The following is a 22,311-nucleotide window of genomic DNA, read 5'->3' on the forward strand; positions in this document are numbered from 1 at the left end:
GGGCGCACCGCGACGACAGGCGGGCCTCTGGCGAGCTGTACATCACGCACCCGTTGGAGGTGGCGGTCATCGCCGCGCGAGACATCCGGTTCGACGACGTGACGGTCGCGGCGGCGCTCCTGCACGACACGGTGGAGGACACCGACCTCTCCATCGACCTCATCCGCGAGGAGTTCGGCGACGACATCGCGAGCATCACCGACGGCGTGACCAAGATCGGTCACGTGTTCGATTCCCGAGCCATGGGCCGCGCCGAGAACGTGCGCAAGCTCATGCTCTCGATGGCGAGCGACATCCGTGTCATCCTCGTCAAGTTCGCCGACCGGCTCCACAACATGCGCACGCTCGGCGGGCTGCCGCAGCGCAAGCAGATCCGCATCGCGACCGAAACGAGTGACCTCTACGCGCCTCTGGCGCACCGCTTTGGCCTCCACGAGGTTAAGACCGAGTTCGAAGACCTCTCGCTGAAGTACCTGGAGCCGGAGGCGTTCAAGACCATCGCCAAAGGCCTCAACGCGAAGAAAAAGCAACGGGAGAAGTTCGTTGAGCGGTTTATCGAGCCGATCCGGCGCGAGCTGACGGAGTCCGGCTTCGACTTCGACATCTACGGCCGCCCCAAGTCCATCCACTCCATCTGGCGCAAGATGAAGCGCCAGGACGTGGACCTGGATGGCATCTACGACCTGTTCGCGATCCGCGTCATCCTCAACTCCGAGGGGAAAAAGGGAAAGGAGGACTGCTGGCGCGCCTACTCCGTCCTCACGGACCTCTACGCGCCCATCCCCGAGCGCTTCCGCGACTTCATCTCGGTCCCGAAGTCCAACGGCTACCAGAGCCTCCACACGACGGTCCTGGGCTCGGACGGTCGCGCGGTCGAGATCCAGATCCGGACCGCGGAGATGCACGAAATCGCCGAGCGCGGCGTCGCTGCCCACTGGAAGTACAAGGAGAACACCGGGACGGATAAGCCGCCGTCGTCCAAAACCATCGCGCCAGAGGCCTCTGGCGGCAAAGGCGCCGTGCCGCTGGATGCCGGCCGCGACGCGCGCTTGGACGCGATGTACGCCTGGGCGCGGGACCTGCTGGAGTCTCCCCGCAGCGACGACGCGGGTGAGTTCGTGCGCGACTTCCAGCTTCAACTCTACGACGAGGAGATCCACGTCTTCACGCCCGGCGGCGACCTCGTTACGCTCCCGCAAGAGGCCACGCCGGTCGACTTCGCGTTCCAGATCCACTCCGAGGTGGGCTTCCACTGCATCGGCGCGAAGGTCAACGGCAAGATGGTGCCGCTGTCTCACACGCTGACCTCTGGCGATCAAGTCGAGATCCTCACGTCTAAAAAGCAGTCGCCCAATCCAGACTGGATGGGGTTTGTCGTCACGCAGAAAGCGCGCTCCCGCATCCGGCAGTGGATCAACGAGAAGCGCCGGAAGGCTGTAGATCATGGGCGGACGCTGCTCGAAAAGAAGATGCGCCGCGCCGGCGTGGAGGCGGACAAGCAGCAGTTGGAGCGCGTCACCAGCAAGCTCCGCTTTCCGTCCACGCAGCAGCTTTACTACGAGATCGGGTCCGGCCTCTACGACCCTTCGGACTTCGTGGAGCAGCTACGCCAGCGCGTTACGCCGGAGCCCTCGCCAGAGGCCAGCCCGGCGCGTCTGGAAGTGGAGCAGTACGCGGAGACCTTCAAGGAAGTCGCCCGCGAGCGGGGCAAGCCGTCGCTCATCATCGACGGCGAGGCGCACACCGACATGGCGGTGGAGTACGCCACGTGCTGCACGCCCATCCCGGGCGACGAGGTGTTCGGCTACATCTCCAAAACAGGCGCGATCAACATCCACCGGAACAGCTGCAAGAACGCCCCGCACCTGTTGCTGGAACGTGCCGAGCGCGTGATCGACGTGGAGTGGAGCCGTCAGAAGGACGTGCACTTCGTCTCCGCGCTCCGCATCGTCGGCGAGGACCGTGTCGGGCTGGTGAGTGACCTCACCACGGTCATCTCGAAGAACCTCAAGACCAACATCCGCTCCATCACCATCGCCGGGGAGGACGGCATGTTCGAGGGGATCGTCGGCCTGTATGTGTCTGACCTCGGGCAGTTACGCCGCATCATGAAACGGGTCGGACGCCTGGATGGGGTCTACGGAGTCTATCGGCTCGAAGAGTAGCTGCTGCACGCCGGGTGCCGGCTCGGATGGATATATGTGCGTTGGGTTTGGGTCTGCTTTGAGGTTGGGGGGAATATCAGGTGCCCTTATACGATCAGGTCACTGTGTACCGTATGTTTGACTCCGCCTCCCGGCACGTGCTGATCCGATGAGCGGGATCTCTCAGCCCCGGTCGGTCATATGTCTCTGCCCGCCTATCTCTGGCGCTAGCACCACCCCATCCTACCACATGGAAACCACGCCCAACCGCGTGCCTACGCTGACCAAGAAAGACGTGGCCCGGCGCGTCTCAGAGCTTCAGGGAGTCCCTCTCTACAAATGCGAGCCCTGGGTCCACGCCGTCGTGATGTCGATCCGTCAGTTGATGGAAGAGGCAGACCCAGAGGTCCGCATCGAACTCCGCGACTTCGGCGTGTTCGAGGTCAAGAAGACGAAGGCCAAGCCGAAGGCACGCAACCCCAAAACGAACGAAACGGTGTTTATCCCGTCGCGCCGGAAGACGCACTTCAAACCCAGCAAAAAGCTCCGCGAGGTGCTGCAGGCGCCTCTGGCGGACCTCGGCTACGCCATCCCCGAAGGGAGCGCCGATTCGGAGCCGGTGCTCAACGGCCACCACGAGCACCAGTCCGCGTAGCGCTCGATGTGCTCCGTAGGTTTCGAGGCCGGGCATTGCGCCCGGCCTCGCGCTGTTTAAAGGCGGCGCGGTCTACCCTTACTCTGCCTCTGGCGCCAGAGGCCCCGCGCATGATCGACGCCCCGCCCCGTATAGCCGCTGTTGACGTGGGGCGCCGGAGCGTGGGCGTGGCGGTCGCCGATCCGTTGCGGATGTTCGCGAGAGCTGTGGGGACGTTCGTGCCGCCTGTGGCACTGAAAGAGCTGCAGGCGATCCACGCGCGCGATGGGATTGAGGTCGTCGTGGTGGGGTGGCCTCTGGCGGAGGATGGCTCAGAGGGGGAGGCCGTGCAGCGCACGAAGCCGTTTATCACCCGGTTGAAAAAGGCGCTGCCGGGCGTGGAGATCCAGGTGCAGGACGAGCGGTTCTCGACGCGGCGGGCGCGCGAAGCGCTGATCGCGAACGGCGTCCCCCGCCAGAAGCGTCGCAAGGCCAAAGGGCACGTGGACGCGGCGGCGGCGGCGATCATCCTTCAAGATTGGCTGGAGGATGCCGAGGAGGGGAGCGACTAGCGCCAGAGGCGCGTAGTCTGCGCTCACACCTCCCCGATACCCGTGGTCCTGCCGATCTACACCTACGGTCAGTCCGTCCTGCGCGAGCCCGCGCCGCCTCTAGATCCGGACGCGCCGGGCTTTGACCGAGAAGCGTTCTCGGCGCTTGTGGACGACATGATCGATACGATGCATGAGGCCAACGGGATTGGCCTCGCGGCGCCGCAAATCGGGAAGCTGTTGCGCGTGTTCGTGATCGACCTCTCGCCCTACGCGGAGGACATCGCGGAAGAGCATGGTGGGGAAACGCCGGAATGGGCCACGCGGCCTCTGGCGCTGATCAACCCCGTGATCGGGCCCGTTGAGGAGGCGAGAAGCGAGTCCTTCGAAGAGGGGTGCCTCTCGATTCCAGACCTGCGCGAGGAAGTCGTGCGGCCGGACATGATTACGCTCCGGTTCTTGAACCGAGAGTTCGAGCCCATCGAGATGATCGCGAGCGGGATGCTGGCACGCGTGGTGCAGCACGAGTTGGACCACCTGGACGGCGTGCTGTTCGTGGACCACATCTCCGCGCTCCGCAAGCGCATGATCAAGCGCCGCCTGAAGCGGATGGCCTCTGGCGACGTGGAGGCGGAGTACCCGATCCAGGCGCCAGCCTAGAGCGGGGACGCGGCGCGAAGCTTCTGGCGCCAGAGGCGCGAACCCTTGCTCTGCCGCGCCGTATCAGCGGCCCATCTACCGATCGAAACCATGTCCGACCTCTCGACCAAGAAAGACCCGCTCCACCTCCGCGACGAGCGTCCAGATTACGTTCAGGACAACTCTGGCCTCGGTAACGAGGTTGACGGCGACGACGATCAGTCCGAGGAAGTACAGCCGTCGATGAACCTCGTGCAGGACCCCGGCTCTTCGGAGATCGAGAAGCCGACGGTTCACCTCGACATGGACAAGGTGAAAAAGGCTGAGTCTGAAGGCAAAGGCATGTAATCCGCGCCCCCGCGCGCATCACCTCGGGCTCTAGAGGAGCGACCACATGCCAATCTGGGTCTACGCCCTCGGAAGCGTCTTCATCGTCAGTCTGACCTCGCTCGCGGGCGCGATCACGCTTTCCCTGGGTCCGAAACGGCTCCAGAAGCTGCTCTTCCTGCTCGTCGCGTTCGCCGTCGGCGCGATGCTCGGCGGCGCGCTTTTGCACCTGATCCCGGAGTCCTACGAGAGGCTCGGCGGCGGTCCGCGTACGGGCCTGCTCGTCCTGGCGGGCGTGATGGCCTTTTTCGTGCTGGAGAAGTTCCTGCACTGGCAGCACCAGCACGGCGCGCCAGAGGCAATCGAAGGTGCTACGGGGCACTCCCACGATCACGGGCACAGCCACGGCGATCCTCTGGCGACAATGAGCATCGTCGGGACGGTTGCGCACCACCTGATCGACGGTGCCGTCGTAGCGGCGGCGTACGGCGTGTCCATCGAAGCAGGCCTCGTGACCACGCTGGCCGTAATGGCGCACGAGGTGCCGCAGCAGATCGGCATGTTCGGCATTCTGGTGTACGCAGGGCTCAAACCGCGCCGGGCGCTGTTGTACAACTTCCTCGCAGGGCTCGCGACAATCCCGGGCGCGCTTCTCGTCCTGCTCATGGCCGGTGAGACCTCTGGCGACGCGCTGTACACGTGGCTGCTCCCGGTGACGGCAGGCTCGTTTCTCTACGTCGCGGGCAGCGACCTCATCCCGGAACTCAACCGCCGGCACAGCTATCCCGCGACAAAGGCCGTAGGCCAACTCGCGATGATGCTGCTCGGCATCGGCCTGATGGCGGTGCTTCTCCTGTTGGGCCACGGGTAACACCTCTGGCGCCAGAGGCTCCCTTCTGGTGTGCAACCTGTGACGCGGGAGACGCCAGCGGCGGCTTCTGGCGTACGTAGGGTCCGGTCCGTACCGTTCTACTCCGCTCCACCACTCCCTTTCTATGCTCCGCTCGCTACGCCTCGTCCCTGTCCTGCTCGCGCTGTTCGCCCTCGCTCCGGGCTGCACCACGCTCCAGCAGATCGCCAACTTCCAGAACGTCGACTTCGACCTCGACCGTGTCTCCAACGGCTTGGTTGCTGGGGTAGACCTGGACCGGCTTGTTCAGAACCGGCGGGTCGGCGTTGCCGATGGGGCGCGCATCACGGCGGCGGCGCTCCGTGGCGAAGTGCCGCTGAGCTTCACGCTGTTCGTGGGCGCCGACAACCCGACGGGAAACCCGGTCGCGCAGGTGCTCTCACTGGATTGGACGATGTTCTTGGACGGGACCGAGACCATCAACGGCACCTACAACGAAACGGTGAGCTTGCAGCCTGGCCAGCGCAGCCTCATCCCGATCGACATGGAGTTGGACCTCGTCCGCTTTTTTGGCAACAACGCGGGTGACATCATCGACCTGATCGGTGACCTCGCTGGTGACGGCAGCCAGCCATCGATGATCCGGCTTCAGGCACGCCCGACGGTCAACACCGCGCTCGGCCCGATTCGCTACCCCGGCACGATCTCCATCGAGTTCCCGGTGGGTAGCCAGAACTAAACGCTTGGCCCCTGGCGCTAGAGGCCTACACAGAACGAGCCCCGACCCGGTGCGCATGGAGCGCAGCCCGGATCGGGGCTCGGTTCATTTCGCCAGAGGCCTCTGGCGGAGCGGTCTTAGGCGGCGGCGTCTGCCGTCGAGAAGGCCTCGATTAGCGCGTTGTTAAAGGCCGGGAGGTCGTCCGGGTTGCGGCTCGTGATGAGCGTAAAGTTGCCGTGGGGGCAGACGACGACTTCCTCGTCGCGAACCTTGGCGCCGGCGTTCTTGAGGTCCGTGCGGATGCTCTTGAACGAGGTCATGTGGCGGTCTTCGGCGAGACCCGCCTCGATGATGAGCCACGGCGCGTGGCAGATCGCGCCGACGGGCTTGCCAGCATCGGCGAAGGCCTTGATAAAGCTCAGCGCGTCGTCGTTGATGCGAAGCTTGTCCGGGTTGATCTGGCCACCGGGGAGCACGAGGCCTTGGTAATCGCCGGCGGATGCTTCGGAGATCGTCTTGTCGACCTCGACGGACTCGCCCCAGTGGTCCTGGTCCCAGCCCTTGATAGAGCCGGAGTCAGGCGAGACAATGTGGACGGTTGCGCCCGCGTCTTCGAGAGCCTTCTTGGGCTTGGTCAACTCGACCTGCTCGAAGCCATCGGTGGCGAGAATGGCGATGCGGACGTCAGAAAGGGTAGACATGAGAGAGAGGGGAAATGGAAGGGAGTCGTGGTAGCGCCAGAGGCGCGGCGGGTTTCGCATCCCGCGGGGTCCCATTCGCAATTCATGGCGGCAGGGGCCTCTGGCGGGACTCGCACGCGCTCTCGGAGGCGAGTATTCTCTGGCCTCCACTGCCTGCACCGCTTTGTCTCGCCTGCTCACGCTCGTCGCCGTTCTCGCCCTCGCTGGTTGCTCCACCACCGCGCCCACGGTTTCGCCAGAGGCCCCGGGTGGGGCTGCCTCTGGCGAGAAGGCTGAGAAGCCCAAACCCAAAGACGGCGACCCCAAGCCGTACGACGAGGTGATCACCGAAGACGCCGTGACCGAGCGCGGCCTGTTTGACGTGCACCGCATTGGGGACAAGCTGTTCTTCGAGATCCCGGACTCACTCATGAGCCGCGAGATGCTCGCGGTCAGCCGGATCGCGCAGACGCCCGCGGACCTGAGCCCGTTTATCAACGCGGGCAGCAAGACCGCCGAGCAGGTGCTGAAGTGGGAGCGCAACGGCAACCGCGTCCTCTTGCGCAAAGCGTCCTACACGTCGGTCGCGAGTGATACCCTCGCGATTGCGCAGAGCGTGCGCGTCAACAACTTCGAGCCCGTCGTGATGGCGTTCGACGTGGCGGCGCTCTCGCCCGACAGCGCGGGCGTGGTCCTGGACGTGACGAGCCTGTACACCGACGACGTGCCCGCGATTACGGGCCTGCCGACGTCGCTGCGGACGCAGTACAAGGTGCGTCGGCTGGACCCTAAGCGCTCGTTTATCGATGAGGCGCGCGCGTTCCCGCTCAACGTCAACGTGCGTCACACGATGACCTTCGATGCTGCCGAGCCGCCCTCCAACGCCGGGACGGGGACCATCTCGATGCAGATGTACCAGAGCATGATTCTGCTTCCCGCCGAGCCGATGACACCGCGCCTGGCCGACGAGCGCGTGGGATGGTTCACGGTCTCGCAGATCGACTTCGGCAGCAACGCCCAGAAGGCCGATCAGAAGACCTACATCCGCCGCTGGCGCCTGGAGCCGACCGACCCCGAGGCCTACGCCAGAGGCGAGCTCGTGGAGCCGGTCAAGCCCATCGTGTACACGCTCGACCCCGGCACGCCGGAGCGCTGGCGCCCGTACTTCTGCATGGGCGTCGAGGACTGGAACCGCGCGTTCGAAGCCGCGGGCTTCAAGAACGCGATTCGCTGCGAGATGCCGCCGGCCCCTGGCGACAGCACGCAGTTCGATCCCGAGGACGTGCGCTTCTCGACGGTCCGCTACGTGGCGAGCGAGACGCGCAACGCGACCGGCCCAAGCGTCAGCGACCCGCGCAGTGGCGAGATCATCGAAAGCGACATCATCTGGTACCACAACCACATCCGCTCCTACCGCAACCGGCTCATGATCGAGACCGGCGCAGCCAACCCGCAGGCGCGCTCGCTGGAGATCGACGAGGAGTTGATCGGCGAGACCATGCGACAGGTGATCGCGCACGAGATCGGGCACGCGCTCGGGCTTCCGCACAACATGATCGCGTCCAGTTCCTTCCCGGTGGATAGCCTTCGCAGCCCGGCGTTCACGTCCGAGTTCGGCGTCGCGCCGACGATCATGGACTACACGCGGCAGAACTACATCGCGCAGCCCGGCGACGGCGTGACGCGCTTTGTCCGCATGGTGGGGCTGTACGACGACTACGCCATCAATTGGGGCTACCGCTGGTACCCCGGCATCACTTCGCCAGAGGCCGAGACGGCGCGCTTGGACGCGCTGATCGCGGAAAAAGAAGGCGACCCGATGTACCGCTTCTCGACGGGCTCCGGTGGCTACAACCCGGACGCACAAACCGAGGACATGGGCAACGATCCCGTCGCCGCCAGCGGCTACGCGGTCGCAAACCTCAAGCGCGTCGTGCCCAACCTGATCGAGTGGACGAGCACGCCCGGCGAGGGCTACGACGACCTGGGCGAGATCTACGGCGAGCTTCAGGGCATGTACGCCCGTTACATGGGCCACGTGGTCACCGTCCTGGGTGGCGTCCGCGTGACGCCAAAATCGACGGACCAGGCTGGCGTCGTGTACGAGCCCGTGCCACGCGCCGAGCAGGAGCGCGCGCTGGACTTCCTCGCGCAGAACGTGTTCGAGACGCCCGAGTGGCTCCTGGACCGCGAGATCCTGCGCCGCATCGAAGCCTCTGGCGCCGTCGACCGGATGCGCGGCATCCAGATGCGCACGCTGGACGGCGTTCTCGACGCCGAACGCCTCCACCGACTCGTGGAGCGCGAGGCCATCGACGGCGGTGAGGCGTGGCCTCTGGCGGAGTACATGGACGCCGTTCGCGAAGACATCTGGAGCGAGCTCGCGCGCCAGAGGCCTGCGATCTCGACGCAGCGCCGCCACCTGCAGCGCGGCTACGTGGAGACGCTGGAAGCGCTGATGACGGAGGACGAGCGCCGTGGGACCGACCTCAGCCAGTCCGATATCCGCGCCGCCGCGCGCGCTGAGCTCAAGACCATCCGCACGCAGGCCCGCCGCGCCAGAGGCGCCGACGCCGCCACGCGCGCGCACTTGGACGACATCGCGGACCGCATCGACGACCTGCTGGAGAACGACGGCTGAGCCTCTGGCGCCAGAGGCCTGAAGCGACGGCCCCCCAGGCCGTCGCGGTTGTGCGACGGTGGAGGCGACTGATTGGGACGGGCAGGGGATATGCCGATCCTCTAGATCCACCTTCTTATCGGTCGTTTTCCATGTCCCGCCTTCGCCTCCTCGGCATCGCATTCCTCGCCTCTGGCGCCCTCACCGCCTGTGACTCTGGCGCAGACCTCGCAGATGGCGAGATCCAGAGCATCGAGACGGTTTCGGTCGTCGATTCCAGCGGCGTGGTGGGGGACCGCTACCGCGCGCTCGGTCCGGATGGCATCGCGTTCACGCCAGAGGCCTCAGTGTCGGCGAAAGGCGCACGTGTAGCCCTGGCGCCGTTGTACAACGTCGCGGCGCCGGCGGGCACGCACGCCACGCACCTCGCTCTCGATGGCGATAAGGTGACGGGCTCCTACCTCGTCCCCGGCAACCCCTTCGGCGGGGGCTATGACCTCATCGATCCGGGCGCCCCGGGGCAGTCCTCCGCGTTTACCGCCTCCTACCTGGACCTCGCGGGCGTCTACCACCGAGATGACGACCTCTTCCTCTCCGGTAGCCTCGACCTCACCCATCCTGAGACGCAGAGCCTGAGGTTTGAGTCGCTGGCCGTGTTCGCACGCGTGGACACGCGACGCAACAAGACCAAGATGGTAGAGCTGGGCTCGGACTTCGTCATGGACGTTGTGTACCCGGAGTCCGGGAACGACTTCTTCGCCGTGACGGGCTACGACGGCGGGCTCTACCGCATCCAGCGCAGCTCGCTCAACGCGCGGTTGATTGGGATGGCGACGGACCTCCGGAGCGTCGTCGTCGCGGGCGACGACGCTGACGACCTCTTGGTGCTGGACGGAGCCGGGAACGTGCGCCCCGCGAGCATCCGGAGCGGCATCGGTGAGCCCGTCCATACGGTTCGCCCGTTCCTCCACGGCGCGATCGCCAAGATGCACGCCTCTGGCGGACGCGTCTACGTCCCCAACGGGAACGAAGGGTTCGACGTCCTCGACGCCAGCGGCGCCTTCCTGACCTACTTCAAGAGCGGGGCCGTAAAGAGCGTCGCGACCTCCGGTGACCTCGTCGCCGTCGCCAACGCCGACGACGGCGTCCTGATGGCACGCTGGACGACAGGTGAGGACGGAAAGCCTGCCCTGGAGCGTCTGGGCCGCCTCGATTTCGGGGACGCGCAGGTCAACCACGTCCTGATCCACGGCTCCACCGTGTACGTCGCGGCCGGGGCAAGTGGGGTGTACGCGGTCCAGGTCTCGTTCTAGACAGCGGACGCCCAACGAAGGAATGTGGCCACGCCAGAGGCCTCTGGCGTGGCCGCGTTGCCTGTGTGCGGCTAGCCTCCCGTTCCTGCACGGTTAATCCACACCTCAGCGCGTTGGTCCCACGCGCGCGGGCGCCTATACTGTAAGGCTCCCCAGAGCACCATTCTGCGTGATTGTCGCCATTGACGGCCCAGCCGGGTCCGGCAAGAGTACTACCGCGCGGCGCGCTGCACAACGGTTGGGCGGTCTGTATCTGGACACAGGCGCGATGTTTCGAGCGATCGGACTCGCCTTCCTGGACCAGGACCAGCCGTTTACCGATGCCGCCGCCGCTGTCCTCGTGCCGTCCCTGACGGTCGAACTCGATCCCCATCCCGATACCTCGGCGCTGACGGTTCGGCTCAACGGCGACGACGTCACAGAACGGATCCGGTCGGGACCGGCCGCGCAAGCGGCTTCCCGCGCGGCCTCGTTGGGCCCGGTCCGGGACGCCATGCTGCGCTCGCAGCGCGCCGTCGCCGCCGATTGGACCTCGCACGGCCGCGCCGTGGTCGCCGAAGGGAGGGACATGGGCAGCGTCGTTTTTCCCGACGCCCCGGTCAAGTTCTTTTTGATCGCTGACATCGAGGCCCGCGCCCAGCGCCGCGCTGCCGATCTCGCCGCCAGAGGCGAAACCGCAGACGTGGACCAGGTGCGCGCGGAGATCGCCGAGCGCGATCGCCGGGACCAGAACCGCGCCCTCGCCCCGCTCCAGGCCGCGCCAGACGCCATCGTGCTCGACACGACCGCGCTGACGCCCGAGGAGCAGGTCGAGCGCGTCGTCCAGACCGTCCGCACCGTCCAGAAGGCCCAGGCCTCTGGCGAGACGGACGCCGACGCCTCGTCGTAGAGTTTTTCTCACCAGACCCCGACGGGACCGCGCGCGAGCCGCGCCCGAGCGGATTTCTCACTTTTAGACCCCCACCGGCTGCCGCCTGCCGCATCGCCTCCGTTCACCAACCCCGGAGAGCAGGCCCACCGACTCCATCTATATGGCTGACGACAAGACCACACCCGTCGAGGAGACCTCCGAGACGACCACTCCCGAGAACGAGGCGCCCGCCACCGCTCCCGAGGAGACGCCCGCCGCCTCTGGCGACGGCGCGACCGCAGACGCGCCAGAGGCCGCCGGCGAGGAGAGCCTGATCGAGCGCGCCACCGGCGCCGCCAAGAAGGCCGCCGCTGCCGCTGCCGACGCCGTCGAGGACGCCGCTGAAGCGGTAAGCAAGACGGCCAAGTCCGTCGCAGACCGCGTCGAGCACGCGGTTGAGGACACCGTGGAGCGCGTGCGTGGCGAGAAGCCCGCTGCATCAGCGGCCTCTGGCGATGGTGCCAACGCGCCCATCACCGGCTACACCGGCCTCAACCTCGGCCGCACGATCACGCTCGACGAGCTCAACAGCATGGACTCCGGCGCCAGCGGCGACGGCGTGCAGCTGAGCGACAACGACTTCATCTCCATGGTCGACAGCTCGATGAGCGACGTCGACGAGCACTCGCTCACGACCGGAACGGTCGTCGGGATGACGGACAAGGAGATCGTCGTCGACATCGGCTTCAAGTCCGATGGCGTCGTCGCGAAGAACGAGTTCAACGAGGTCCCCGAGATCGGCGAGGAGATCCAGGTCTACGTCGAGTGGCTGGAGGACCGTCGCGGTCAGCTCAGCCTCTCGCGCAACAAGGCCATCGACCGGATGCGCTGGGACATCATCGAGGAGGCCCACGAGAACGGGACCGTCCTCGAGGGTGAGATCGTCAAGCGCATCAAGGGCGGCATGATCGTCAACCTGCTCGGCTCGGAGGCCTTCCTCCCGGGCTCCCAGGTCGACGTGCGCCCCGTCCGCGATTTCGAGGCGTACCTCGGGAAGACGATGGAGTTCAAGGTGGTCAAGACGAACCCCCAGAACGGCAACGTCGTCATCTCGCACAAGGCCCTCGTTGAGAAGGACCTCATGGAGCAGCGCAAGCTGATCCTGGACTCGCTCGAAGTCGGACAGGTGCTCGAGGGCACGGTCAAGAACATCGTCAACTTCGGCGCCTTCGTCGACCTCGGCGGCGTCGACGGCCTGCTCCACATCACCGACATCTCGTGGGGCCGCGTCGGCCACCCGAGCGAGGTGCTGGAGCTCGACCAGAAGATCAAGATCGTGGTCCTGGACTACGACAAGGAGCGCCAGCGCATCTCGCTGGGCTACAAGCAGCTCCTCGGACACCCGTGGGACAACATCCACGAGCGTCTCACCGAGGGCATGGAGCTCGACGGCAAGGTGGTCTCCATCACCGACTACGGCGCCTTCGTGGAGCTGGAGCGCGGTATCGAGGGCCTCGTCCACATCTCCGAGATGTCGTGGACGGAGCACGTCAAGCACCCCACCCAGCGGGTCCAGCTTGGTCAGGCCGTCCAGGTCAAGATTCTCAAGATCGACGACGACGACAAGAAGATCAGCCTCGGCATGAAGCAGCTGGAGCCCGACCCGTGGGAGGGCCTCCTGTCTCGCTTCCCCGTCGGCACGGTCACGCGTGGCAAGGTGCGCAACATCACCACCTTCGGCGCCTTCGTGGAGCTGGAGCCCGGCATCGACGGCCTCGTGCACGTCTCCGACCTGAGCTGGACGCGCCGCGTCAAGCACCCGTCTGAGGTGGTCAAGAAGGGCCAGGAGCTGGATGTCATCGTGATCGACATCGACGTGGCGAACCGCCGCATCTCGCTCGGCCACAAGCAGGTGTCCACCGATCCGTGGAGCCAGTACGCCGACGTGTACGCCGAGGGCTCCGGGACGACCGGAACCGTCACGGACACCAACGCCGGTGGCGTTGTCGTCGAGCTCCCGCTCGGCGCCGAAGCGTTCATCCCGGCCTCGCACCTGGCCCGCCAGGGCAACCCGGGCGACGCCTACGCCGCTGGCGACGAGCTGGAGCTGACGGTGATCCGCCTCGACCGTGAGGATCGCGAAATCGTGTGCTCTGAGACGGCCCAGCGCCGTGCCGCCGAGCGTGCCGAGCAGCACGCCGAGCGGATGGAGAAGACGAAGAAGATCCAGGAAGAGCGCCGCGCTGTTAGCAACTACCAGCGTGCGGCCTCTGGCCCGGCAACCCTCGGAGAGCTCTCCGGTCTGGCCGCCCTGCGCGCTCAGATGGAGGAGGCCGAGGCCTCGGGCGAGCCGTCCGAGTCCGAGTCGAAGGCCGTCGAGGCTGAGCAGCCCGAAGAGGGCGAGCTCACCCCGACCGTCTCGTCCGCTGCCAGCGACCTGGAAGGGTCCGTTGGAACGGGCAACCGGAGCGAGGACGAGCCGACGATCGGCGAGGAGGCTACGGCTCAGCGTCCGCAGGAGCAGGGGGCAACCCCGACCTCGGAGAAGAGCCAGGCCGCCGTCAAGAGTGGTGACCTCCAGACCGAGGGCGTTGCAGGCGAAGTCGAAGCCGCTGTCGAGGACGAGACGCCGAACACGGCCGACGCCAAGACCGACATCGACCGCGTCAACAGCACCGAGGAGTCCCCTGAGGTCCCCGACGTGCTGAGCAAGACCACCAGCGACATCGTGGGCGACGCCAACGACGAAGCCGGTGAGTCCGCCGAGATGGGCAAGGCCGACGTGACGGTCAAGGGCGACGACGCCGAAGATGTCGCGGACAAGGCCGAGTAGCCTCTGGCGCTCAGACAAGACCAGGCGGCGGTCTCTTCGGAGGCCGCCGCTTTTTTATGCGCGTGCCACAGGCTTGGAACGGCTTGCGATGCGTGGGCCTCTGGCGCCAGAGGCGGACTGGGGGAGAATCCTGTCGCGGTCCGCGCCGTTGGAGGCGGCCGCTCACACCCCACCCCTATGATCTCCGCCGGCGCCCTCCGTCAACTCTCCGACCTCGTCGGTCCCGAACGCGCGTTCCTGACGGTGTACCTCGACGCGGGCGATGACCGCTCGGTCCTCGACTCCCGCTTTGCCCGCATCCGCTCACTTCTGGCGGACCAAGAAGAGGAGACCGAGCATTTTGAAAAGAGCCTGGACATCGCCAGAGGCCTACTGGACGAGAACCGTGCGCCCGAGGGCGGGGCGCTGGTCATCTTCGCGAGCTGGGGCGCCGACCTCGCGGTGGCCTATCCGCTCCCCGTACAGGTCGGCAGCCGGGCGTGGATGGGAGACGCGCCGTACGTGCGCCCCGCCTACGAGCTCTTGGACGAGCACGAGACGTTCGCCGTAGCCGTGGTCGACAACACGCGCGCCAAGATCTACCTCGTGGCCTCTGGCGAGGCGGAGCAGGAGGGGAGCGTTCGCGGCGACGTTAAGAACAGTGTTAAAAAGGGCGGCTGGAGCCAGAAGCGCTACGCGCGGCGGCGCGAGAAAGAGCTGAGCGTGTACGCGCAGAGCATCGCGGACAGCCTCGTCGAGTTGGATGCCGAGCGCCCGTTCGCCCGCCTCGTCCTGCTGGGCTCGGAGGAGACCGCGCTGGCGGTCAAGGGCGCGCTCCGGTCCGACCTCGCAGACAAGCTCGTCGCGATGGACGTGGCCGAGACCGATGCGCCAGAGGCCCAGTTGATGAAGCAGGCCACGGATCTCTCCGACGAGGCCGAGCGCGAGGAGGAAGAAGGCCTCTGGCGCGAGATCCGCGAGCAAGGTCTGAGCGGAGCGCTCTCTGCGTTCGGGCCGGTTTCGGTTCTGGACGCGCTACGGGCCGCGCGCGCCGAGGCGATTTTGTTGGACCGTGAGGCCGAGATCGGCGGGACGAAGTGCCGCGCGTGCGAGCACGTCGTCTACGGCACGCCCGAAACGTGCCAGCGGTGCGGCGCCTCCGACGTGTTTGCCGTCGACCTCACCGAGGTTATCACCGAGCACGCCGCCCGGACCGGCGCGAGCGTGGACTTTGCCGACCCGATGGAGCCTCTCTCGGAGGCCGGGCACGTCGCCGCTCTTCTCCGCTATTGAGATGCGTCGCGCGTGGGTGCCTCTGGCGCTGATCGTACTTCTCGCCAGCGGCTGCCTGGCCACGCATCCGGTCGTGGCCCCGCCCGCCTCCGAGCCCGCGTTTCGGCCGGAGGTGTTCTTCCTCGGCCACACGAGCGGTATCGGGACGCTCACGTTCCGCAACGGCTTCCCCAAACGCGTGCGCGTGCAGAGCGTCGGCACGCCTCTGGCGGACGGGACGTTCCAACTGGACCAGACCATCACGATCGCGGGCGAGGCGCCAGAGGATCGAACGTGGATCATGCGGCCTCAGAGCCCGGCGCGGTACACGGCTTCGCTGACGGACGCTACCGGTGAGGCCGAGATCACCGTCGAGGGATCGCTGCTTCGCATCCGGTATCTGCTCGCGAAGCCGGACATCCGTATGGAGCAACGCCTTTACCTGGAGCCGGACGGGCGGGCGGCGCTCAACCTCGCGACGGTCCGCTTTCTCGGCATCCCGATCGCGCGGCTTCAGGAGCGGATCACGCGCAGGTCTTCGCCTCCAGAGCGATAGGCCTCTGGCGCCAGAGGCGGACGCAAGAGGGAAGAGCGGATCTACCGTCTCCAGAAACACGGAGGATGCGGTGGGGTAGGCCCGTGTCCCCGTACGGTTGCTTTTGATGTCGAGTTTGCTACATCGCACGTTTCTCCTGTGCCTGATCATCGTGTGGAGTGCTGCGCCCATACGCGCGCAGGTGGACTTTACGTCCTCCAATCTTCCTATCGTGCTGATCGAGACCGATGAGGAGATCCCGGACGAGCCCAAAGTTCCGGGCCGCATGCGAGTTATCGACAACGGATCGGGACAGCGGAACCACGTGGGGGACAGCCCGACAGGTTACGACGGCTTTATCGGCATCGAAGTCCGAGGCGCTTCGTCGCAGAGCTTCCCAAAGAAGCAGTACGGCATCGAAACGCGGGACGCTTCGGGAGACAACCGCAACGTCTCCATCCTCGGGATGCCGGACGAGAACGACTGGGTATTGCACGCCCCGTACAGCGACAAGACGCTCATGCGAAACGCGCTCGCCTACCACATGGCGCGAGCCACGGGCCGGTACGCCTCGCGGACGCGGTGGTGCGAGGTGGTCCTCAACGGGGAGTACGTGGGCGTGTACGTGATGATGGAGAAGGTCAAGCGCGACGACGGGCGAATCGACGTCAACAACCTCAAGCCCGACGAGACCTCTGGAGACGACCTCACGGGCGGGTACGTGATCCAACTCGACCGGCCCGACGAGGACGGATGGTATTCCGCCTATCCGGCGCCGTACCCGACCTCGTTCCGCCCGTACTTCCAGTACCGCGAGCCCGCCGCCGACGAGATCGTCGCGGAGCAGGCCGCGTACATCCAGGCGTTCATGGAGGACTTCGAATCGAGGATGGCCTCTGGCGACCCGGCCGATCCCCAGGCGGGATACCCGAGCGTTATCGACGTGGGCTCGTTCGTGGACTTCATGCTGGTCAACGAGGCCGCGCGGAACGTGGACGCGTACCGGCTGAGCACGTACTTCCACAAGGACAAGGACTCCAACGATCCGCTTCTCCACGCCGGCCCGGTGTGGGACTTCAACATCGCCTTCGGCAACGCCTACTACTACGACGGCGCGGACCCCGAGGGTTATCACTACAACACGCGGACGTTCAACAACACGCAGCCCATTCCCTTCTGGTGGCGCGAACTCGCCAACACCGAGGCGTTCCGCTCCGACATGACCGCGCGGTGGGAATCGCTCCGCGCCGGACCGTTCCAGACGGACGCGCTGCTCGCGTTTATCGATAGCACCGCCGCCGTTCTGGACGAGGCGCAGGCGCGCAACTTCAGGCGCTGGCCCGTCATCGGCCGCCGCGTCTGGCCCAACGACTTCGTGGGCGAGACCTACCAGGAAGAAGTCGACTACCTCAAAGGCTGGCTGAGCCAGCGCCTCGCGTGGCTGGACGGAAGCCTGCCGGTCTCGCAAGAGGCCTCTGGCGCCAGAGGACTCGCCGTTACCGCCGCCGCGCCCAACCCCTCGCGCGGCCGGCTCTCGTTCCAGGTCACCGTCGACGCGCCGCAGGACGTCCGGGTCGAGGTCTACGACACGCGCGGACGACGCGTCACGCGCTTGCACTACGGTCCTGTTCTAGAGGCGCGGCGGGTCGAGTGGGACGCGTCGGGCCTGGCCTCTGGCGCGTACCTGATCCGCGTCGAAGGCGAGCGGTTTCTTGAGACGCAGATGGTGACGATCGTCGCTCCCTAGCTGACGCCCCATCGGAGACACGCCAGAGGCCTCTGGCGCACAGAAAAGCGCCGGCCTGCGCGCTCGCGGACGAGGGCAGACCGGCGCCGGAGGCAACATGCACGAGAGGACTCAGTCCGTCAACTCGTCCACCAAACGGTCCAGCTTGTACACGTCGTCCAGCACCATCAGCATGGCGCGGACATCGAGCGAGACCGTGCGGTTGAGGGTATCGTCGAAGATGTAGTTGCCGGGCAGGCCTTCGATGTTGCCGTCGAACGCGATGCCGACGACTTCGAGGTCGCGGTTGAGAACCGGCGAACCCGAGTTGCCGCCGATGATGTCGTTGGTGCTCACGAAGTTGTACGGCGTGGAAAGCGGGAGGCTGCCCTGCATCTCGCGCCAGCGGCTCGGGAGGTACCAGTCGCAGGTTTCGTCTGCTGTAGCGCTCGTGTCGCCGCCGAGGCACTGGCTGACGTAGCGGTCATACAGTCCGTAAAACGTCGTGTATGGCGGCGTAACGGTCCCGTTGTACGGGTAGCCCTTGACGACGCCGTCCGTGATGCGGAGCGAGAACGTGGCGTCAGGCGGCGTGCTCGTGCCGTAGATCTCGAAGCGGCTCCGCGCCAGCTTGGATTGCAACTCGCTTTGCTCCGCGTTGAGCGGCTGGATCGCGCCGAAGTACGCGCGCAGCGCCGGAAGCACCGCGTTGGCCGCGAGGACCGCAGGGTCCTGCGAGAGGTCCGCACCCGAGTCGATAGCCTCTTGCGTGGACTCCGCCGTGGTCAGAGCGGAGCCGTCGACCATCGCCTGTGCGGCGGCGGCGGCGGTTCGGCCCTTGAGGAGCGCCTGGGTCACCTCGTCATCGGCACCGAGGTAGTCCTCGAAGTCCTGGAAGCGGGCTTCCAAGAGGTACGTCTGGAGAAGCTCCGGCTGGTCCTCGATGGCGAGAAGAGCCTCTGGCGAGCCCTCGCTGAGGACGTACGCGAGGCCGCGGTTCAGGACGGCTCCGTTGTAGGGGGAGCCGGGGCCGAACGCCGTAAAGGCGCGTGCCTGAGGCGCCAGGTCCCTCGCGCGCGTCCGGTTGTCCGAAATGCGGTCCACGATGTCCCCGTAGAGGCCTTGCGCCTGAGCGTTGGCCCGCAGGTCGCGCTGGTAGGCACGCTCAGCGGCTTCGCGGCGCGCGAGGATGTACGGATCGCGGAGACCCTGAACGCGTCCGGTGTAAGCCTTGCGACCGTTGCCGAGCGAGAAGTAGGTGTCTTCCAACTCCGCGTAAAGCGGGTCGTCAGGCGTCGCGTCGAGGTAGCGCTTGTAAGCGGCCTCGCGAGAGGTCAGGAAGTCCAAGAGCGCGGGCTCGGTCACGTCGCGCCGATAGGCCAATTCTGCGACGGTGTTCAGCCGCGTCGTGGAGCCGGGGTTGCCGATCACGAAGACGAGATCACCCGGGTCCGAGCCTTCTTCCTGGAAGGGGAAGAAGACATCGGGGCGGACAGGCTGGCCGTCCTCACCGTAGGCGCGGAAAAGCGAGAAGTCCAGGCTGTAGCGGGGATATGTGAAGTTGTCCGGGTCGCCGCCGAAGTAGCCCAACGCCGTCTCGGGCGCGAAGACAAGTCGCACATCGCCATAGCGCTTGAAGATGTACGCTTTGTACTGACCACCGGCGTAGAGCGTGATCACCTGCGCGCGGACGTCCTCGCCCCGCTCTTCGGTCATCCGGGTGGTGATCGCTTCGACTGCGGCAGCGCGTGCCTGCTGCTTCTCGGCATCGCTGGCCTCGCCAGAGGCTGCGGCGTCGACCTCGGCGGTGACGTCGATGATCTCGATAAGCTGCTCCACGAACAGGTCTTCGATGGGCTTCTCCTGCGCCATCGTGCCTGCGTAGTAGCCAGCCTCGTTGTAGTCCTGGCCGTCTTCGAGCGAGGCTTTTGTCACAGACTCGCGCGCACAGTGGTGGTTGGTGAGCACCAAGCCCGACGCGGACACAAACGACGCCGAGCAGTACGTCGCGAAGCGGAGCGCACCGAGTTGAGCGCGCTCGAACCATTCGTCGTCCGGGCGGAAGTCGTAGGTCTCCGCGAGGTAGTCGCGCGGCGGGTCGTCAAGCGTGAACATCCGGCCGTTGTCGAACCGGCCGGCCTGAACCGTGTCGGGATCGAACGTGAGGCCTTCCACGCCGTCCAGGACGGAGGAGGGGGCCTCTGGCGTCTGCATGGGCATCGCGCCCGGCATCTGGGCGGATTCCGTGGGCGCGGCCACCGTGGGCGGCGCGGCCTCTGGCGTGGCGACGGGCGCGGAGCCGCCGCATCCGGCCAGAATCAGCACGAAGGCGACGAGGGAGAAGCGAGAGAGCATGGGAGAGAGGAGGTATTATCTTGGACGGCCTGCGAGAATGGCGGAATTGGTAGACGCGCCAGACTTAGGATCTGGTGGGGTAACACCTGTGGGGGTTCGAGTCCCCCTTCTCGCACTGCGTGGCTTTCGTACCCTTGCCGCCGCCGCTGGTTCTCACCTCTCTAGGATGTTCAAGACCCTGACGGCGTGCCTCGCGCCGGTTTTCGCCGCCCTCCTCGTCCTCGGCGGCTGCGCCGGGTCGCCGCCTGTGGCGCCCTCGCCAGAGGCCATCTACCGGCCCGCCGACGCGCTGTTGGAGCGGCCCGAGCTCCAGGCGATCGTGGACGCGCAGGTGCTGCGGAGCGCGGCGCCCCTCGTCAACGCGCTGGCCTCTGGCGACGCGTCGGTGCGCGCCCGCGCGGCGCTTGCGTTGGGTTCGGTTCAGGCGCCAGAGGCCGTGGGGCCGCTTACGGACGCGCTCCAGGACAGCGTACCGCTGGTACGCGCCGACGCCGCGTGGGCACTAGGCCAGACCGCCGACTCCAGCGCGGCGGGGTTCCTGTTCCTCGCGCTGCGTCGTGAGGGGACGCCCGCCGTCCAGCACGAACTGATCGACGCTATCGGCAAGGTCGGGAGCGAGGCGGACGGGGACGCGCTGCTGGAGCTTGACCTCCCTCCGGTCCGCGAAGCCGACCGCGCCCTCGCGCTTGCGCGGCTGGCCATGCGCCAGAGGCTCAGCGCCGACGCCTTCGGCGTGCTCGCGAGGCACTTGACCTCGGCCTCTGGCGCGCTCCGCGAGGACGCGGCCTACGCGTTTTCTCGTGCAGACGGCTGGGGTTCTAGCGCCGAGCGCGTGCGCGATGCGTTCGACGAACTCCCTGCTGGCGATCCGGCGCGGATGCACCTCGCGCGGGCTCTGGGCCGGCTCGGAGAGGCCGAGGACGCCCCCCGCCTTGCGCGTGCGCTCCAGACCGACCCCGACTGGCGCGTCCGTGTCAACGCCGCAGCTTCGCTCGGCCGCATCGTAGAGACCCGGGACGCCAGAGGCGCGCTGTTCGCCGCATTGGACGATCCCAGCGTGCACGTACGCGTCGTGGCGGCGACATCCATTGCGGGCGCAGACGCGCTGCCTCCCGTGTATGTGGACCGAGCGCGGACGTGGATCGAAAGCCGTGCCGCTGGCGAGTGGCAGGCGGCGGCGGCGCTGTTGCCCGCGATGGCAGCAGCAGGGGACGGCGCGTTTGTGGCGCGATGGGTAGAGGCGCAGAGCGACGTGTTCGCGCGGGCCGCTGGCGCCTCGGCGTTGGGCGCGGCCTCCGGCGACGCTGTGGCGACCGACGCCCTTCTGACGCTCGCGCAGGATGAGCGCGCTCTCGTCGCGAGCGCCGCGCTCGGCGCGATGGGCCGCCTCTGGCGCCGCGAGCGCAGCGAATCCCTCGCCCAAACCCTCGCGCCCGCTCTGTTGGAAGGCCTCCGCCGTCAGGACGTCGCGACAACCGGGAGCGCGGCCGGCGTTCTCGGCGACACCTTGTTCGCGCGCTACGGCGCGCCAGAAGCTCTGCGCGAGGTGTACGAGAGCTACGACGCGCCAGAGGCGCTCGAAGCCCGCGTCGCGATCCTGAACGCGATCGGCGAGGGGCGCGACGGGAGCGAACTCGACTTCCTGCTCGGCATCGCGCTCAACGCCGAAACCTCGCCGCCGCTGCGGAAGGCCGCCGTGGACGCGCTCAACAAGCGGCTCGTGGAGGGCATCGACGTGGACCTGACGCAGGCCTCTGGCGAGGCCGCCGAGACGGTCGGCATCGACTGGGCGTTTTTGGGCCGGCTGGGCCGGCATCCGCTGCTGACGCTCCAGACCACGCGCGGCGAGATCGGGATCGAGATGGACGCCGAGGCAGCGCCGCAAACGGTGCAGACGATGACGCGGAGCGCTCGCGAGGGCAACTACGACGGCGTGCCGTTCCACCGCGTCGTCCCCAACTTCGTGCTCCAGGGCGGCGATTACTTCCGCCGCGACGGCTACGGCGGCCCGGATGTCCCCATCCGCAGCGAGTTCTCGCGCCTCCGCTACCGCACCGGTACCGCGGGCATCGCCTCGTCCGGGAAGGACACCGAGGGCGTTCAGTTTTTCGTCACGCACAGCCCCACGCCGCACCTCGACGGCCGCTACACCGTGTTCGGCCGCGTCGTAGAAGGGCAGGACGTGGCCAACGAGATCCGCGTAGGCGACGTGATTCTCAATGCCCGCGTGACCGCCGAGCGATAACCAGCAGTTCAGCGCGATGAGCAAGACCGGCGACGCGCCT

17 protein-coding genes and 1 tRNA gene are annotated in these 22,311 nt (G+C 66.7%); 16 read left to right on the forward strand and 2 right to left on the reverse strand.

Annotated features, from left to right (window positions below; genetic code table 11):
• From BSZ36_RS04085 to BSZ36_RS04115, 7 genes are all read left to right on the forward strand, one after another.
• Positions 1-2,165: RelA/SpoT family protein (locus BSZ36_RS04085; RefSeq protein ID WP_094546290.1), on the forward strand; the 2,165-nt coding region annotated here is incomplete at its 5' end.
• A 229-nt stretch (positions 2,166-2,394) separates the two neighbouring features.
• The gene (locus tag BSZ36_RS04090; protein WP_094546292.1) at positions 2,395-2,799 is read left to right on the forward strand and encodes an HU family DNA-binding protein; all 405 of its coding nucleotides are present in this window, start codon (positions 2,395-2,397) and stop codon (positions 2,797-2,799) included.
• Positions 2,800-2,909: 110 nt separating this feature from the next.
• Positions 2,910-3,350 carry a Holliday junction resolvase RuvX gene (gene ruvX, locus BSZ36_RS04095; protein WP_094546294.1) on the forward strand — a complete coding sequence of 147 codons (441 nt, stop codon included), beginning with the start codon at positions 2,910-2,912 and terminating at the stop codon, positions 3,348-3,350.
• 42 nt (positions 3,351-3,392) lie between these two features.
• Positions 3,393-3,989 carry a peptide deformylase gene (gene def / locus BSZ36_RS04100; protein ID WP_094546296.1) on the forward strand — a complete coding sequence of 199 codons (597 nt, stop codon included), beginning with the start codon at positions 3,393-3,395 and terminating at the stop codon, positions 3,987-3,989.
• A 90-nt stretch (positions 3,990-4,079) separates the two neighbouring features.
• Positions 4,080-4,316 carry a hypothetical protein gene (locus BSZ36_RS04105; protein ID WP_094546298.1) on the forward strand — a complete coding sequence of 79 codons (237 nt, stop codon included), beginning with the start codon at positions 4,080-4,082 and terminating at the stop codon, positions 4,314-4,316.
• Positions 4,317-4,362: 46 nt separating this feature from the next.
• Positions 4,363-5,166, forward strand: coding sequence for a ZIP family metal transporter (locus tag BSZ36_RS04110; protein ID WP_094546300.1), 804 nt, complete (start codon positions 4,363-4,365; stop codon positions 5,164-5,166).
• A gap of 124 nt (positions 5,167-5,290) precedes the next feature.
• A complete protein-coding gene (locus tag BSZ36_RS04115; protein WP_094546302.1) occupies positions 5,291-5,884 on the forward strand; it encodes a hypothetical protein in 594 nt (197 codons plus the stop codon).
• A gap of 116 nt (positions 5,885-6,000) precedes the next feature.
• Here BSZ36_RS04115 and BSZ36_RS04120 read toward each other — a convergent pair whose 3' ends face one another.
• Positions 6,001-6,564: a type 1 glutamine amidotransferase domain-containing protein gene (locus tag BSZ36_RS04120; protein ID WP_094551148.1), complete on the reverse strand. Its 564-nt coding sequence runs from the start codon at positions 6,562-6,564 to the stop codon at positions 6,001-6,003.
• A 163-nt stretch (positions 6,565-6,727) separates the two neighbouring features.
• On the opposite strand from BSZ36_RS04120, the gene BSZ36_RS04125 reads away from it, so the two are divergent.
• The 7 genes from BSZ36_RS04125 (at position 6,728) to BSZ36_RS04155 (ending at position 17,692) form a co-directional block, all read left to right on the forward strand.
• Positions 6,728-9,184, forward strand: coding sequence for a zinc-dependent metalloprotease (locus BSZ36_RS04125; protein ID WP_218827547.1), 2,457 nt, complete (start codon positions 6,728-6,730; stop codon positions 9,182-9,184).
• A 131-nt stretch (positions 9,185-9,315) separates the two neighbouring features.
• Positions 9,316-10,476: a hypothetical protein gene (locus BSZ36_RS04130; protein ID WP_094546306.1), complete on the forward strand. Its 1,161-nt coding sequence runs from the start codon at positions 9,316-9,318 to the stop codon at positions 10,474-10,476.
• A 169-nt stretch (positions 10,477-10,645) separates the two neighbouring features.
• Positions 10,646-11,365, forward strand: a complete 720-nt coding sequence (gene cmk, locus BSZ36_RS04135) for a (d)CMP kinase (RefSeq protein WP_094546308.1) — start codon at positions 10,646-10,648, stop codon at positions 11,363-11,365.
• 142 nt (positions 11,366-11,507) lie between these two features.
• A complete protein-coding gene (gene rpsA, locus BSZ36_RS04140; protein WP_094546310.1) occupies positions 11,508-14,159 on the forward strand; it encodes a 30S ribosomal protein S1 in 2,652 nt (883 codons plus the stop codon).
• A 177-nt stretch (positions 14,160-14,336) separates the two neighbouring features.
• A complete protein-coding gene (locus BSZ36_RS04145; RefSeq protein ID WP_094546312.1) occupies positions 14,337-15,431 on the forward strand; it encodes a baeRF10 domain-containing protein in 1,095 nt (364 codons plus the stop codon).
• A 1-nt stretch (position 15,432) separates the two neighbouring features.
• Complete coding sequence (locus BSZ36_RS04150) at positions 15,433-15,966, forward strand: DUF3833 family protein (protein ID WP_094546314.1); 534 nt, start codon at positions 15,433-15,435, stop codon at positions 15,964-15,966.
• 106 nt (positions 15,967-16,072) lie between these two features.
• Positions 16,073-17,692, forward strand: coding sequence for a CotH kinase family protein (locus BSZ36_RS04155; protein ID WP_094546316.1), 1,620 nt, complete (start codon positions 16,073-16,075; stop codon positions 17,690-17,692).
• Between the two features lie 111 nt (positions 17,693-17,803).
• Here BSZ36_RS04155 and BSZ36_RS04160 read toward each other — a convergent pair whose 3' ends face one another.
• On the reverse strand, positions 17,804-20,026 hold the full coding sequence (locus BSZ36_RS04160) for a S46 family peptidase (protein ID WP_094546318.1): 2,223 nt from the start codon (positions 20,024-20,026) through the stop codon (positions 17,804-17,806).
• A gap of 31 nt (positions 20,027-20,057) precedes the next feature.
• Between BSZ36_RS04160 and BSZ36_RS04165 the strand changes: the two genes are divergently transcribed.
• Positions 20,058-20,141 (forward strand) — tRNA-Leu (locus tag BSZ36_RS04165).
• A gap of 51 nt (positions 20,142-20,192) precedes the next feature.
• A complete protein-coding gene (locus BSZ36_RS04170) occupies positions 20,193-22,271 on the forward strand; it encodes a peptidylprolyl isomerase (protein ID WP_094546320.1) in 2,079 nt (692 codons plus the stop codon).
• Positions 22,272-22,311 lie beyond the last annotated feature (40 nt).

Origin of the sequence: Rubricoccus marinus, from assembly GCF_002257665.1 — a bacterium.
GTDB lineage: Bacteria > Bacteroidota > Rhodothermia > Rhodothermales > Rubricoccaceae > Rubricoccus > Rubricoccus marinus.

Excerpts from the sequence above, each read along its gene's own strand:
- BSZ36_RS04160 (WP_094546318.1), bottom strand. The coding sequence starts at position 20,026 with ATGCTCTCTCGCTTCTCCCTCGTCGCCTTCGTGCTGATTCTGGCCGGA.
- BSZ36_RS04170 (WP_094546320.1), top strand. The coding sequence starts at position 20,193 with ATGTTCAAGACCCTGACGGCGTGCCTCGCGCCGGTTTTCGCCGCCCTC.
- BSZ36_RS04110 (WP_094546300.1), top strand. The coding sequence starts at position 4,363 with ATGCCAATCTGGGTCTACGCCCTCGGAAGCGTCTTCATCGTCAGTCTG.
- BSZ36_RS04150 (WP_094546314.1), top strand. The coding sequence starts at position 15,433 with ATGCGTCGCGCGTGGGTGCCTCTGGCGCTGATCGTACTTCTCGCCAGC.
- ruvX (WP_094546294.1), top strand. The coding sequence starts at position 2,910 with ATGATCGACGCCCCGCCCCGTATAGCCGCTGTTGACGTGGGGCGCCGG.
- BSZ36_RS04145 (WP_094546312.1), top strand. The coding sequence starts at position 14,337 with ATGATCTCCGCCGGCGCCCTCCGTCAACTCTCCGACCTCGTCGGTCCC.
- BSZ36_RS04115 (WP_094546302.1), top strand. The coding sequence starts at position 5,291 with ATGCTCCGCTCGCTACGCCTCGTCCCTGTCCTGCTCGCGCTGTTCGCC.
- BSZ36_RS04120 (WP_094551148.1), bottom strand. The coding sequence starts at position 6,564 with ATGTCTACCCTTTCTGACGTCCGCATCGCCATTCTCGCCACCGATGGC.
- BSZ36_RS04130 (WP_094546306.1), top strand. The coding sequence starts at position 9,316 with ATGTCCCGCCTTCGCCTCCTCGGCATCGCATTCCTCGCCTCTGGCGCC.
- BSZ36_RS04105 (WP_094546298.1), top strand. The coding sequence starts at position 4,080 with ATGTCCGACCTCTCGACCAAGAAAGACCCGCTCCACCTCCGCGACGAG.
- BSZ36_RS04155 (WP_094546316.1), top strand. The coding sequence starts at position 16,073 with ATGTCGAGTTTGCTACATCGCACGTTTCTCCTGTGCCTGATCATCGTG.
- rpsA (WP_094546310.1), top strand. The coding sequence starts at position 11,508 with ATGGCTGACGACAAGACCACACCCGTCGAGGAGACCTCCGAGACGACC.
- BSZ36_RS04090 (WP_094546292.1), top strand. The coding sequence starts at position 2,395 with ATGGAAACCACGCCCAACCGCGTGCCTACGCTGACCAAGAAAGACGTG.